Annotated in this window: 13 protein-coding genes and 1 pseudogene; 5 read left to right on the forward strand and 9 right to left on the reverse strand. The window is 60.2% G+C overall.

Going from position 1 to position 12,711, the window contains the following annotated elements; translation table 11 throughout:
* Positions 1-404 precede the first annotated feature (404 nt).
* The 3 genes from ABIB90_RS31305 to ABIB90_RS31315 all read left to right on the forward strand — a co-directional run bounded on the left by ABIB90_RS31305 (position 405) and on the right by ABIB90_RS31315 (position 3,780).
* Positions 405-1,466 carry an ATP-binding protein gene (locus ABIB90_RS31305; RefSeq protein WP_354202017.1) on the forward strand — a complete coding sequence of 354 codons (1,062 nt, stop codon included), beginning with the start codon at positions 405-407 and terminating at the stop codon, positions 1,464-1,466.
* Positions 1,467-1,494: 28 nt separating this feature from the next.
* Positions 1,495-3,438 (forward strand): Na+/H+ antiporter NhaA, encoded by a 1,944-nt coding sequence (gene nhaA / locus ABIB90_RS31310; RefSeq protein ID WP_354202018.1) that lies wholly within the window; start codon positions 1,495-1,497, stop codon positions 3,436-3,438.
* 108 nt (positions 3,439-3,546) lie between these two features.
* Entirely contained in the window at positions 3,547-3,780 is a 234-nt protein-coding gene (locus ABIB90_RS31315) for a DUF6894 family protein (RefSeq protein ID WP_009859344.1), read from the forward strand.
* Positions 3,781-4,830: 1,050 nt separating this feature from the next.
* Here ABIB90_RS31315 and ABIB90_RS31320 read toward each other — a convergent pair.
* From ABIB90_RS31320 to ABIB90_RS31340, 5 genes are all read right to left on the reverse strand, one after another.
* Entirely contained in the window at positions 4,831-5,490 is a 660-nt protein-coding gene (locus ABIB90_RS31320) for a LysR family transcriptional regulator (protein ID WP_354202019.1), read from the reverse strand.
* A gap of 461 nt (positions 5,491-5,951) precedes the next feature.
* Positions 5,952-6,320, reverse strand: coding sequence for a DUF8737 domain-containing protein (locus tag ABIB90_RS31325; RefSeq protein ID WP_354202020.1), 369 nt, complete (start codon positions 6,318-6,320; stop codon positions 5,952-5,954).
* Positions 6,321-6,409: 89 nt separating this feature from the next.
* Positions 6,410-7,192, reverse strand: coding sequence for an alpha/beta fold hydrolase (locus ABIB90_RS31330; RefSeq protein WP_354202021.1), 783 nt, complete (start codon positions 7,190-7,192; stop codon positions 6,410-6,412).
* A gap of 145 nt (positions 7,193-7,337) precedes the next feature.
* Positions 7,338-7,952, reverse strand: a complete 615-nt coding sequence (locus ABIB90_RS31335; protein ID WP_354202022.1) for a nuclear transport factor 2 family protein — start codon at positions 7,950-7,952, stop codon at positions 7,338-7,340.
* A 102-nt stretch (positions 7,953-8,054) separates the two neighbouring features.
* The gene (locus ABIB90_RS31340; RefSeq protein WP_354202023.1) at positions 8,055-8,648 is read right to left on the reverse strand and encodes an HD domain-containing protein; all 594 of its coding nucleotides are present in this window, start codon (positions 8,646-8,648) and stop codon (positions 8,055-8,057) included.
* Between the two features lie 265 nt (positions 8,649-8,913).
* Here ABIB90_RS31340 and ABIB90_RS31345 point away from each other — a divergent pair.
* Positions 8,914-9,090, forward strand: a pseudogene (locus tag ABIB90_RS31345) (TetR family transcriptional regulator); the annotation flags it as partial.
* A 27-nt stretch (positions 9,091-9,117) separates the two neighbouring features.
* Positions 9,118-9,531 (forward strand): hypothetical protein, encoded by a 414-nt coding sequence (locus ABIB90_RS31350; RefSeq protein ID WP_354202051.1) that lies wholly within the window; start codon positions 9,118-9,120, stop codon positions 9,529-9,531.
* A gap of 25 nt (positions 9,532-9,556) precedes the next feature.
* Here the strand turns inward: ABIB90_RS31350 and ABIB90_RS31355 are convergent, their stop codons facing one another.
* The 4 genes from ABIB90_RS31355 to ABIB90_RS31370 form a co-directional block, all read right to left on the reverse strand.
* On the reverse strand, positions 9,557-10,423 hold the full coding sequence (locus ABIB90_RS31355) for an NmrA/HSCARG family protein (RefSeq protein ID WP_354202024.1): 867 nt from the start codon (positions 10,421-10,423) through the stop codon (positions 9,557-9,559).
* Between the two features lie 94 nt (positions 10,424-10,517).
* Complete coding sequence (locus tag ABIB90_RS31360) at positions 10,518-10,826, reverse strand: hypothetical protein (protein ID WP_354202025.1); 309 nt, start codon at positions 10,824-10,826, stop codon at positions 10,518-10,520.
* A 70-nt stretch (positions 10,827-10,896) separates the two neighbouring features.
* Positions 10,897-11,775, reverse strand: coding sequence for an SDR family oxidoreductase (locus ABIB90_RS31365; RefSeq protein WP_354202026.1), 879 nt, complete (start codon positions 11,773-11,775; stop codon positions 10,897-10,899).
* A 43-nt stretch (positions 11,776-11,818) separates the two neighbouring features.
* Positions 11,819-12,688, reverse strand: a complete 870-nt coding sequence (locus ABIB90_RS31370) for a haloalkane dehalogenase (RefSeq protein WP_354202027.1) — start codon at positions 12,686-12,688, stop codon at positions 11,819-11,821.
* Positions 12,689-12,711: the final 23 nt, after the last annotated feature.

The following is a 12,711-nucleotide window of genomic DNA, read 5'->3' on the forward strand; positions in this document are numbered from 1 at the left end:
TACTTGCTCATGGCTATACTCCCAATTCTAATTGCGGCGGGTGTACGGCGGCGCTTCGGCCTCACGACCGCGCTCGCGGCACCAATGTCATTGCCATGGAATGGACCGGTAAAGCTATGATCGTCTCGATAACCGCTTTAGGCTTATCCAGATAGGCACGTGGAACACCTTTTCGGTGGCCGAGAGTTTCTGGTCGGGCGAGGCGGTGCAGAGGGCAACGCTGCGCGCCCGCGGTGGCGCCAAGCGTCTCTCTCGATCCGATAACGGTCGGCTATCGACTCCATGGCAAGAGGTGATTTTCCTTTTGACCGACATGGACTCAATCTTCGACCCATGGTCGCCGGCCCTCGGGTAAGAGCCGAAATCGGCCTTCCGTTGAACAGTCGCAAGCCAAGAGGTCCGACATGCAGATCAAAGAGACAACCGGCGTTTCATTCCCCGGCGCGGTCGAAAGCCCGCCGCTGGAGGATGTCGTCGTGCTCAGGGACCGCGCCGGGCTTGCGCTTGGAGTGCAGCGTGCGAGCAACGCAAGCGTGCGGGGCGCACGCGATGATGGTAGCGGCCTCATCGCGTCCAGGTACGTTGAGATCCCGCTCGTCGGGTCCGACGGCAAGGTCTCGGGAATTTTGTGCCGCACCAGTCCGCGGCCCGACACCGGAGGGGCGGTCGCGGCTGGCGAGCGGGCAGGGGTGAGGGCAGCGGACCTGAAGCAGTTCCTCCACGACATCAATAACCTTCTCGCCGTTATCGGGAGCGGACTGCAGCTGCTGGAGTGCCAGAGCGAAGCCGCGCACCGAAAGGCCACCGCCGACAAAATGCAGGAGGCGATCACGAGAGGCGCGTTGCTTTCCCGGCAGCTCCTCGACGCTGCGCGACCGCGCCCCAAGTCGACCGATGAGTTCGTCTCAGGCAGTCGCCTCACAGCAATAGCGGGCACGCTTGACCGGGCGTTGCGTCCGGATATCACAGTCCGCACCGAGATTGCCTCTGATTTATGGAACTTCAACGCTGATCCGGAAGAACTGTACTTTGCGCTACTCAATCTCTGTCGAAACTCGGCCGATGCCATGCCGGACCGCGGCGTGATCACCGTCGCGGCGCGGAACGTCGAACCTTCCTCCGGTGCGGCCGCGGCATTCGTTGAGATCATCGTCGCCGACGACGGGGAGGGCATGCCTGAGGAGGTCCTTTCGCAGGCATTCACCCCGTATTTCTCCACAAAACCCATGGACAGCGGCACCGGTCTCTGGCTCCCCCAGGTCCAGCGCTTCGCCGAAGGCCGCGGCGGCGCGATCAGTATAGAGAGCAAGCAGGGTTTAGGCACCTTGGTGCGCCTCTTCCTCCCGCGCGTACACGCGGCTGGGCTCCCCAGCAGCATCGTCGGCACGAAAATAACCTACGCGCCGTCACCTGACGGCGGTGTATTCCACGTCATCAAACCGGCGACAGCTGCGCCGACGTCGTAGCCGGCGCGAACACCCGACCGGTTCAGTGATGCAGCTCATGATCCCCCCGGGCCGTCTCGACCGTCCGGTCGACCAAGAGACAGACCACGTGCTCGGCGCCGTGGATGCTGAGATCTCGCTCGTCGAGTACGGCAGCTACGCCTGCCCGCACTGCAGGGCTGCCAACGAGCGCATCGCGCAAGCACGCGACCAACTTGGCAACCGCGTCTGCTATGCCTTCCGCCACAAGCCGCTCGCGGACAACAGCATTTCCTTTCGGGCCGCCGAGCTCGCTGAGCATGCTCAGACGCCCGAGGCGTTCTGGTCCGCGCACATCAAGCTGATGACGAGGTCGATGCAGCTCACAGAGGACGACCTCGTCGCGGTGGCCGCGGACCTCGGTGTGAGCGCCGATTTCGCGCTTGGCAACAGCGACGCCTTACGGCGCGCGAGGGCGAGGGTGGAGGCGGACGTCGCAAGCGCACGCGCAAGCGGGGTGAGAATCACGCCGACTTTCTACATCAACCGCCGACGCTATGACGGACCCTGGGACGAGAGCTCTCTCGTCGACGCGATGCTTGGCACGCTTGGCCACCGCGTCCGTACGGCAGCCCTGGAGTTCGCGAGCTGGGGCCCGTCCGCCGGTATTTTGCTAGTCCTCGCGACCTTGACGGCCGTCGTCATGACGAACTCGCCGATCCGGCCGGCATTCGAGGCGCTCTGGCGCCAGGAGTTGGGCGTGAGCTTGGGTGAGGCGGCCTTTCAGATGCCCATCCTCCGTTGGGTCAACGACGGCCTGCTGACGGTGTTCTTCCTCGTCGTGGGATTGGAAGTGAAGCGTGAGATGACAGTTGGCCACCTCGCAAGCCGCCGCTCCGCGGCGCTTCCGATCGCCGCCGCGCTCGGCGGGATGGTCGTGCCGGCGCTTCTCTATGCGCTGGTCATCCCTGCGGGGCCGTGGTCGCACGGGTGGGGCATTCCGATGGCGACCGACACTGCGTTCGCGATTGCCTTGATCGCCGTGATGGGCGCCCGCGTTCCTGTTGGGCTGCGGATCTTCCTTACCGCGGCGGCCATCGTCGACGACATCGGTGCGATCGTCGTCGTCGCCGTGTTCTACTCCGGCGATATCCAACTGGGCTACTTGGCCGCGGCCGCGGCCGTGGTCGTCGCGCTGGCGCTGCTGAGCCGGTCGAAAGTCTACCTTCTCTCGCCTTATGCTCTCTTAGGCGTCGCGTTGTGGGCGTTCGTCTACGCGGGCGGCCTCCACGCGACGGTGGCTGGCGTGGTACTGGCGCTATTCGTTCCGACGCGCCCGCCTGCCAACCTGGCTGCCCTGATCACGCAGGCCAGCACGATCATTGCCTCCGAGGCCCAGCACGAGGGCGAGGTTCTCAGGCACGGCCCCTCCACCCCGGCGCTGCACGCGCTCGAAGCGATCTACGACCGACTTGAATCGCCCGCCGACCGGCTGCTGCGACACGCCGGCGCGCGGTCGAGCTACGCAGTGCTCCCGATCTTCGCACTGGCGAATGCGGGTGTGGCAATCAACCCCGGCGTCTTCGTTGGGCATAACTGGCTCATGGCCGCGATCATTGCGGGCCTCACCATAGGAAAGCCGGTCGGCATCTTCCTCGCGGCCGCTGCGGCCGTGCGCGCTGACATAGCCGTGAAGCCGGCGGAGTACACGTGGCGGCAGTTGGCCGGGGCGGGATCCCTGGCTGGGATCGGCTTCACGATGTCGCTGTTCATCGCCGGGCAAGCGTTTCCAAGCGCCACTGACTTCTCAGCCGCCAAGATTGCCGTGTTCGCTGCGTCAATTCTTTCCGCCGTCGTTGGGATTGCCCTGCTCTGGGGAGCTCCGCGCCAAGAGCTTATCGAAGAGGCGCTGCAGAGCACCGGCATGCAAGTGTCGAAATCCGCGGGTGCTTATGCGGAATCGCGGATATTTTTGGATGATTCTAGCCATGAAAATGAGAGTCGCAGTCGCTGACGGCCAAATCCGCGAGACATCATCGATTCCGTCAGTCGTATCCCGCCGTCGAGGACACCAACGCGCTGAGGTATCGCAGCGAACCGTCACATTTGAAGGAGGTTGACCATGACCCAGGTTTATTTTCACTGTTCGAACACGAAGACGGTTTTCGTCGATCGCCGCGGCGCTGTGGTGGACGATCTTGCTGAGGCACGCGATCACGCAACCCGTGTCGTCCAATCCTTAACCCGCGAGCGAAGTCTCGAGGATTGGCGTGACTGGGTCCTGCATGTCAGCGACGACAGCGGCGATGAGCTCTTCGTAGTGCCCTTCACCTCCGTGCTCGGCAAGCCGAATTGAGGGCGCATATATCAGACGGCTGGAGGCCCGCGACTCGTCAGCCTCGTCGGGGTCGGGTCAACAAAGTGCACACCTTACCTGCCGCCTCCGTCAGGCCCGGCGGGAACGGCGCCGGATCGGGTGGGAAACGCAGCGGTTGAGACCGGCATCGCGAGCTTGTCAAGTTGCTACCGAACTATGTGACTTCTCGGACGTCTTGGACAATAATTGATCATCGAGCGCGTGCGGCGTGCCGAAGTGGAAAACAAGACATAGCCGCACAAAACATCGGCCCCAAGACGGCGGGAGGCCCTCGAGTGGCCGAGGCTGATGTGTTAGAGGCTCGCTACTCGGGACAGCGACCTCTCATCAGTGAACCGCATCTGCGATCTCGCGGGGAATAGCGCAACTCGCCGCTATGACAGCCGACACGCACACTGTGCGGGCGGCGATCCTGAAAAATGCAGGAAAGCGCACGAACTCCGGTCGCCGAGCACGGCATTTAGGGTGCACGCGCTTAGGATAAGCTGGAGCAACCTCCAATTTATCCAACAGCCATGAAACCGAAGACACTGAGCTTTTCAATGCCGATACTGCTCATCGCAGGCTAGAATTAGACCAACGTATGATCAGACCATTCCGATTGCGGAATGCGATCCTCCCTCAGCACGATAACGCGATACAAGCGTGCCATGGCCTAAGAAATCGTTCTGAGATAGCAGTGAGTCCAACGGCTCCGTGCCGAGAGTCGCAACGGAACCGGACCCGCGAGCCGGCAGTTGCAAGAAGAGGTCGGCGGCGTAGCGCCCGTCGGCCTTTTCTCGGCTCGCTTCCGATCACTGAAGGGTCCCAATTATGGATAGCTCGGATAGCAACGACCGGTAAGAAGAGGCTCTCCTGAATCACAAACACTGAATGGCGCCGGTTCCGGGAGGTCGCAATGCAACAGATCTATCTCACGATTACTGTTAGCAGTCTCACGTTGCTGGTCGGCGTGTATTTGCTCGCCGTCGTGCTTCTGTGAAACGGTTGAATCGAGATTGCCGTTCGCGCATCACATCTGGTGGACCATCACATCTTGAAGCCGACAGGTCTCGGAACCAGTAGGGTCGAGCTGGAAAGTCCATCGCATGTAGGTGCTATCGTTCGCATGAGGAGCGTAGCGCGGCCAGACGGAAGTGGATAAACGTCCCTCCCGGAATGACACCCGAGCTTGCCGGCGAGTTCATGCAGCGGCTCAACGCAGGGGTGACGCTTCGAAGGATCACGCTCGCCAGGTATAAAGGCGGCATCCAGTCGGCCGTTGAGCACGGCGCTGGCATTCACCTGAGAGGTCGCCTCATCCAGCTTTATCTCAATCCCCGGAAATCTGCTGTGGTACGCTCCATGCAAATCGGCCAGGAAGCCACTCGCCAACGAAGCCATCAGCCCAATCCGCAGCCCTCCGAAATGACCTCGTCGGGCGAGCGTAAGTCCGTTGACGGCCTCTCTGAGATGTTCCGCTCCGACTGCGGCCTCCCGCAGGAAGCGTTCCCCGGCAAGTGTCGTGCGCGCACCAGATCGGCTCCGCTCGAACAGTTGAACCCCAATGCGTCGCTCTAGCAGTTGAATCCGACGACTTACAGTGGACTGTCGAATATTAAGAATGTCTGCCGTGCGCCTAACGCTTCCATGCTCGGCAACAAGGATTGCATATCTGAGGTAGCGCAGATCAAGGGATAGATCTGGCACCGTCGTCGCTTTCTGAAGGGCTTTCGATCGGCGAAGAGTTCATCGTCAATCTCGCGTGGGCGGTGTGGCTCCATGATCGCACCGCGGACACAAAAAGAGCTGCAAAGCACGTTTTGCGGATGACTCCGCAGATGTTGCGCCGCAAAACTCGACTGGCTGCTGATGGTGGAGGACGATGCTTGCACCCCTTGATCCCGCCGAGGAGCAGGATTTCGGAGCAAGCGTCATCGTTCGTCGGTGTATTTCTTTTATCCACCCGGCGAATGTTAGCATCTGCGGATAGACGACTGCCCTGATCTTTGCCTCGCGGATAAGATCAAGCACGGATCGTGACGGTCATCTCATCTGCCACGACTTAGCTTTGAACAAAACCAAGAATATAAGAAGGTGAGTGACGAGTACGACGGGAGCGTAGAAAATATAGATAAACCAAAAGGTGCCCAAGTCGTAGCTCGGTAAGTTTATTGCAGAAGACCTCGTACTCCGTTCACTAGGTCTACGAATCCCCAAATGTTGGTTACCCACACGAGAGGAATAGCGACACGCCAATTGGTACGCAGGAGAAAGATGCAGGCGAGCGCGAGCCCTGCTTCCAGGAGGTCGCCGTAGCCGGCGCCGGAAAGAAAGGCGGATGGCAGTTTTGAATCGACCATGCCCGGAACGAGCAGTGTCATGCCCACGTATCGCGGCACATGCGCAAAGAGCAGGATGGTTAAAGCAGATTTAAGGGGAAGCTTGGTTAGTGCGGGCCAAACATACCAAACCGCTATGACAGTCAAGACGAATACACTTGCGGTAAGCTGCATCCAGAAAATCGAAACGTTATTCATCGGTCATCTCTCTCAATGGTCTACTGGCCGCACATCCGCGGCACTCCTGAATCCAGGTACGAACTAGAACTCCGGCGCTGGCAGCGCCGCTAAACAGGCTGTCGTTGTGTCGTGGTGGAGCGCGCAGCCTGCCCGATCGCATCGACCACGACGTCCGGATAAGTGAGGGGGACGGCGTGCGAGGAGTTCACCTCGATGACGGTGGAGTGGGCGCGATCGGCTTGGAGTTTATATTCTTCCACAGGAAACACCGCATCCTGCAGAGGCCTGATTTGCCAGCTCGGCTTGCTCGTCCATGCCGCAGACGTCAGCCGCTCGGAGATGGCGGCCAAGTCGATTGGGCGCTGGGTGGCCATCATCAAGGCGAGTTCGCCTTCAGGCACGTCGGCGGCAAGGAGGGCGCGGAACTTGTCGGATCGGACAAGGGAATATGCGCCGCTCGTTCCGTCCGGCAGGGTATATCCGGTTACGTTGACGGATGAGGCGAAGTCGAAGCCGGGAAACCGTTCGAGGCAATCCTTGAGGCACTCTCCGACCGCGGGCATGGGGGCGGCTGCGTAGACAAGGCCTATAACCTTTGGGTGGTCCCCAGCCTGAGTAATGGCGGCCCCGCCATAGGCGTGGGAAACGAGAATAACGGGGCCCTCGATCCCGTCGAGGACGCTCCGCAGGTAGGCGACGTCGATGCGCAGACTTCGTAGCGGGTTGGCAAAGGCGACGACGGGGTAGCCGTCGCGTTGGAGCCGAGGAATCACCAGATGCCAGATTGACGCATCTTCGAGGCCGCCGTGCACAAGCACGATCGTTGGCTTGGATGCTCCGCCACTTCCCGAGGCCGCCAACTCATCTTCGATTTGTGTTTGAGCGCCCATGTCACGTCGTCCTCTGTCGAATTAATATGCTGCGGTCGCCGGCTGCGTCGGCCTTTGTCAGATGCTCCGCACCCGCTTCATCGTGCGGGAAAGCCCGCACCACCTTCTCAATGCCGGATCTGTTTCAGCCTGATAGCGTCGTGCTTCAGCGTCCGATTGCGGCGAAGACGCCATAGGCAACGTCGTTGCGGTCGCGGCCTGCCGGCGCAACGATCTTCTCGATGCCAGACCCCGGGTCGCCATGAGTCACTGGGCGGAAATGCTTCCACTCGACCGTGGTCTCGCGGTTGGCGAGACCCCAGATGCCGTTCCGCTTAGTAAGCGAATCGACGTAGCGGCCGCCGGATATGAACTCGTGACCATCGTCGATCGTGCCATCGTTCGCACAACGCTCGGCGTAGGACTTTCCGAAGAACCCGGCGACCTTGTCGAAGTCGCCCTCAAGCAGATGATAGGCGTAGTAATAGGACTCCGCGGCCGCGACATCGCCGTTCAAGGCAATATGCGTGTGGGTCACGTGGTGCATCGTCGATGCGAATGTATAGCGGGAAAAGGCAATCACTTTGTCGGCGAAATCGCGAGCCGTACCTTCGAACCAGGCATGCTCTGTTCGGGCGTCTTCGTGATAGAGCGACTTGAGAAATTCAATGTCCAGCCGGTCAATCGCACGAGCATACGAGGTCAGTAAGTCCTCGATCGCGAAACGATCGAGGATTGAGCTGATCGCGGCATCGGTGTTCTGGATGGGTTCTTGCGACATTGAATCACTTTCTGAAAAGGACGGAGATTTATGCTGGTGCCACCGTTGAGCGAAATCCGAGCGCTAGTCTTGCTCGGCTTCGTTGTTGACGCCGGTTGATCGCTAGCTCGCGAGTACGCTCTCGATCGGATGCGTCCCGTTGCTGTCGAATGCGCCCATTTGCACGAGGAGCGCGGTCCTGCTGTCTTCCAGATGTGGCTTGGTAAGAAACGGTCCGAACGTCTCAAATAAGCCGGTGCGCGGTGCGCGTTCCACCGTTGCGGCCGGCGTCGTAAGCTCGATCCGGCGAACGTAGGTGCCGAAGATATCGCAAGTTGTGCCAACCGCGACGAGCGTGCTTTCCGAAGGGTAGGGCACGACCAAATTCATGTGCGTCGAGATTGCATCACCGACGCGAACCGCCGACTCGCCGTGGCCTTTGCCGGAAAGTGTCTCGCAGGTTAGGCGGCCGCCACTGTGCTCGAAGCAGCATGCCGCCACAGGCCCGGCGACACCCTCGTTGATGCCCACGTCGTGGCAGATCGCCGCTGCGTAGAACACTTCGCGATCGAACTTAATGCCGTCAAACGCCGCAACCTGCGCTCCGAAATAGTATGTCCGAAGGCAATGCGCCCAGAGCACGTCGGGGTAGACACTACGGGCGAACTCGTCTGCGTCGCGCACAAGCTTCGTATCGGTCGGAGTCAGGGTATCCAACTCGATCTTCCCAGGGCGAAGGAGCCCAAGCCGATAACGGGCCTCGTCAAACACCATCTCAGCCCGCAGAGAAGCGAGGTTCCGCGCAAGGGCAATTTTCTCGTCCGCACTCAACCGACCGCCGGTCCTATTACCCCAGGCCAGTGCCCCCATTAGTGATGCCGTCATTATCAATCCTCACTTCTGAGCACGAACTTGATTTTCCTGCGATACCGCACGATAATGCGTCCGTCAATCATTTCTTGCGGATTCGAAGGAAAATAAGTTGAAGGATTCCCGTACCCGCGGCCGACCCCTGAGCTTCGATAGAGGAGCTGCGCTAGACCGGGTACTTCCGGTTTTCTGGCGCAAGGGATTCGACGGCGCCTCCCTCGATGAGCTTGCGGCTGCGGCGGGCCTCAATCGCCCGAACCTCGCTGCCGCGTTCGGTGATAAGCGCGGGCTATACCTAGCCACGCTCGAGAGATTCATGAGTAAATTCGTGGACGAGGCTGGTCGAATTCTGGATCAGCCTGGTAGTTTGCGGAACTGCCTCGATCAATTCTTCGACTTCGCAGCAATCATCTACACTCGTGATGAACTCGGCTGCTTCGTTTTCGGTACCGCTCCGGCCGCGAGTGGCGATGACTTAGAGATCCAAACCGCACTGGCGAGCGCATTGGAAACAGCTCGATCCATATTGCAGCGAAAACTCTCGAATGCCGCCGGGATCGATCTGTCTCCCGGTGCGGACGCGGAAGGCTTGGCGATAGCATTGACCGGAGTCCTCTTAACGCTGGCGTTGTATGCCCGGGCAGGCTTCACCCCCGAAAATCTGTCCAAGATGCATCGACAGGCGACCGGTACGATTCTGACAGGGTGGACGTCGAAGAACCTTCAATAGGAGCCACGACGACGTCGATCTCTGGTCAGTGTTCGTCGCTATATTTCTTTACCCACCCGGCAAATGTCAGCATCTGCGGATTTTCTTTCCGTACCTCTGCAATGTTCGCTTTGAAGCCCTTTTCGCGGATCCAGGTGAACATGTCCAAGAACTCCTTCGGCATCGCCCTCTTGGCCAGGAAGGCGGGAATCGGAGCCACCCAGGGCTTCTTTCCGGTGACGGTCTTGAAGGTCCTGACGATATCGTTGATGCTCAACTGATCCCCGGCGAGCGGGATGACGCGTCCGGCGTAGCTTTCCGGATCTTCGAGAGCGCGCGCAGCAAACCAACCGATGTCGTAGGTCGCCACGAACTGGATCGGGAGTGATGGGCCAAAGTTCGCTCTGAAAATGCCGAGGAACATGCCGCGCGGAATCGCCGCGGCGCCAAACGCATCCATGAAACCGACCGGACGTAGGATCGTCGCCGGCAGACCTAACTCATGAATGTGTTGCTCGATCGCCCATTTGCTCTCGTAGTGGGCAAGGCCGCTGTTCCGCTCGGCCCCCTCCGCAGATGAGTAGACGAGATGAGGGCTGCCCGACTCCTTGACCGCATCGGCAAACCTCTTGCCGTGCAGCTCCTCCGCCTCGGTGCCACCTTTTTCCGTCCATTGCTGCACCGAAAACGCAGCGGAGACGCCTGCCAACGCCTTCCTAAGCGATGCCACGTCGTCGAAGTCACCCTTGACCAGCTCCACGCCACGCGCGGCCAGGCTCTTGGCCTTCGGCGATTCAAGGTTTCGCGTCAGAACCCTGACGCGAACCTTTTTCGCCGCCAACAAATGCGTGACGGTCGCACCGCCCTGGCTGCCGGTCCCGCCAGTAACAAGCACCACTTTTTCATTAGACATAGGTTTCATTCTTTCTAGCTTGTTCTAAGGAGGGCGCGTCGGACACTGCGACAACCTCGGATTAAAAGGCTGAAGACCGTGACCGGCCGGCGATCTACCTGAACGATTCTCCACTTGTCGCGATGAGCGACATGCCGACTTGGTCTGGCTTTGCGACAGGGCCGCTCGCCAACAATTCCGATTGGAACTTCTTGAACGATGGCAGGCCGGTGATGACTGCGGACGGATCGTCTTGAGAGGTCACCAGATGAAGAAAGGTCTGCCCATCCTCCTCAAGGAACACGCGATAGGAAAGGCCAGGCACTGCAGCCGCCGTCAGCGCTGCGATGAACTCATCAAGGTTCTGCCTGTTCTGCGCGACGTATTCCGGCTTCACCGTGTATTGATGGCGTGTGATTCTCATTTGGTTGTCCTCAATTTAAGCTTGGGTGGCGAGCGAGACGCAGACCTGCACGGCCTGCGTCTCTTCCTGATTAGTTGGAAGCCTCGCTCCACAGCTTGGCGCTCACCACCGCGAAGTCGTGGTAGGAGCGCGGGTTGCGGCCAAGACGCTCGCGCAGGTGCTCAAGTCCAGCGGCGCTCGAGACCGGGCCGTCCTCCTGAAAATGCTTCATCATGTATTTGAAGTCATAGGCCATCCAGTTGGGCGCGAAGGCCCGCAAGCTCTGGACCCACCGGTCAATATCGTCGCCGATGTATTTGATCGGGCGGCCAAGCGCCTCGCTCCAGAGTTTCGCGCCGCTTTCCCCGGTGAGGACGTCTTCAGCGACGACCTCGTAGATTTCCGGGCCGAGCGGTTCGTCGGAGGCGAGCCGGCGTTGGATTTCGAGCGCCGCGACCTCGGCGATGTCGCGGATGTCGGTGAAAGAGACACCCTTCTGTCCGATCGGGAACGGGAACATGCCGTGACCAAGCGCGTCCTTGACGCCCGGGCTCTGCATGTATGCGTTCGGCCGCAAAATGGTCACCGGCATATTGTGTTTGGTGATCAAGCGCTCAGCGGCAAACTTCGATGCGAAGTGAGGGACGTCTTCAGTTTCATCGACCCGAAACACCGACAGGTAAGCGACTGCCTTTATCTTCGCCTCGCGAATAAGATTAAGCGCGGAAATCGTAACGTTCAGCTCGTCCGGCACGACCGGACTGAGGAGGAAAACGGCTTCGACGCCGTCCATCGCGGCGCGCAGCGCGTCCACATCGAGCAGCTCACCCTTGAACGGCGTGACACCTGGCGCAAACGTCGCCTTTTCCGGATCGCGCGTGAACGCTCGAACGTCGAATCCCGCAGCGACAAGTTGCTCGACAACAACCGAACCGACGTTGCCCGTGGCGCCCGTAACTAAAACGGTCATGATTTTCCAATGTTGTTATGAATTAGCCGGCCTGGCCGTGCGCCTAGCGGCGTGTTTCGATGACGAACTGCCGAAGGGCTGCACCGATCTCGGCGGACGAATCCTCCTGCAGGAAGTGCCGGCCCTTCACGGTGACTTCGCGCTGGTTTTTCCAGGTCCGGCAGAACTGTTGGTTCGCGCTACCCTCCGAGATAACCGCCCCGGGGTCGCCGGTGATGAACAGCTTCGGCATCTCACTCTGGCTGAGCCATTCAGAGTAGGCCCGGACGATCGCAGTCACGTCCGCAGGCTCGCCGTCGACGGAGGCCTGTCGCGGCCAAATCAACGTCGGCAGCCGTGCTTCGCGCTGGGCGTAAGGAGCGCGATAGACGGCCATCTCCTCCTCGCTGAGGGTCCGGATGATCGCCCCCGGCAGCATTTTTTCGACGAAGAAATTCTCGTCCAGAACGAGGTGCTCGCCTTCGCTCGATCGAATTGCGCGGAACCCGCCGGCCGATGCGCCGAAATCGTCCCAGCTGAACGGTCGGACAACAGCTTCCATGTAAGCGATCGCCGCGATCTGATCTGGATGGCGGTAGGCGCGGTGAAAGCCAAGCGCCGAGCCCCAGTCGTGGACGACCAGGATGGCCCTGCTCAGGTTCATGGCGTCGAACCAGGCGTCGAGATAGCGGGCATGATCGACGAAGCAGTAGGAATAGGTGGGCGACTTGCCCGATTGCCCCATGCCGATCAGGTCGGGCGCAAGACACCGCCCGATGTCGCTGACGTGCGGAATGACGTTCCGCCAGAGGTACGAGGACGTCGGATTGCCGTGCAGGAAGACGATGGGATCGCCTTCGCCTACATCGACATAGCTCATGTCGGTGTCGAGGACGGCGACGCGCTTTCTAGGATGTGGATCGGAGGCGGTCATGTTTTGCCTCTGTGAAAAGGTTT

Source organism: Bradyrhizobium sp. JR4.1 (genome assembly GCF_040548605.1).
Lineage (GTDB): Bacteria > Pseudomonadota > Alphaproteobacteria > Rhizobiales > Xanthobacteraceae > Bradyrhizobium > Bradyrhizobium canariense.

What these genes read in the sequence shown, in the direction of transcription:
- ABIB90_RS31315 (WP_009859344.1), top strand. Translation starts at nt 3,547, where the DNA reads ATGACCCAGGTTTATTTTCACTGTTCGAACACGAAGACGGTTTTCGTC.
- ABIB90_RS31370 (WP_354202027.1), bottom strand. Translation starts at nt 12,688, where the DNA reads ATGACCGCCTCCGATCCACATCCTAGAAAGCGCGTCGCCGTCCTCGAC.
- ABIB90_RS31325 (WP_354202020.1), bottom strand. Translation starts at nt 6,320, where the DNA reads ATGAATAACGTTTCGATTTTCTGGATGCAGCTTACCGCAAGTGTATTC.
- ABIB90_RS31360 (WP_354202025.1), bottom strand. Translation starts at nt 10,826, where the DNA reads ATGAGAATCACACGCCATCAATACACGGTGAAGCCGGAATACGTCGCG.
- ABIB90_RS31365 (WP_354202026.1), bottom strand. Translation starts at nt 11,775, where the DNA reads ATGACCGTTTTAGTTACGGGCGCCACGGGCAACGTCGGTTCGGTTGTT.
- ABIB90_RS31330 (WP_354202021.1), bottom strand. Translation starts at nt 7,192, where the DNA reads ATGGGCGCTCAAACACAAATCGAAGATGAGTTGGCGGCCTCGGGAAGT.
- ABIB90_RS31355 (WP_354202024.1), bottom strand. Translation starts at nt 10,423, where the DNA reads ATGTCTAATGAAAAAGTGGTGCTTGTTACTGGCGGGACCGGCAGCCAG.
- ABIB90_RS31305 (WP_354202017.1), top strand. Translation starts at nt 405, where the DNA reads ATGCAGATCAAAGAGACAACCGGCGTTTCATTCCCCGGCGCGGTCGAA.
- ABIB90_RS31350 (WP_354202051.1), top strand. Translation starts at nt 9,118, where the DNA reads ATGAGTAAATTCGTGGACGAGGCTGGTCGAATTCTGGATCAGCCTGGT.
- ABIB90_RS31335 (WP_354202022.1), bottom strand. Translation starts at nt 7,952, where the DNA reads ATGTCGCAAGAACCCATCCAGAACACCGATGCCGCGATCAGCTCAATC.
- nhaA (WP_354202018.1), top strand. Translation starts at nt 1,495, where the DNA reads ATGCAGCTCATGATCCCCCCGGGCCGTCTCGACCGTCCGGTCGACCAA.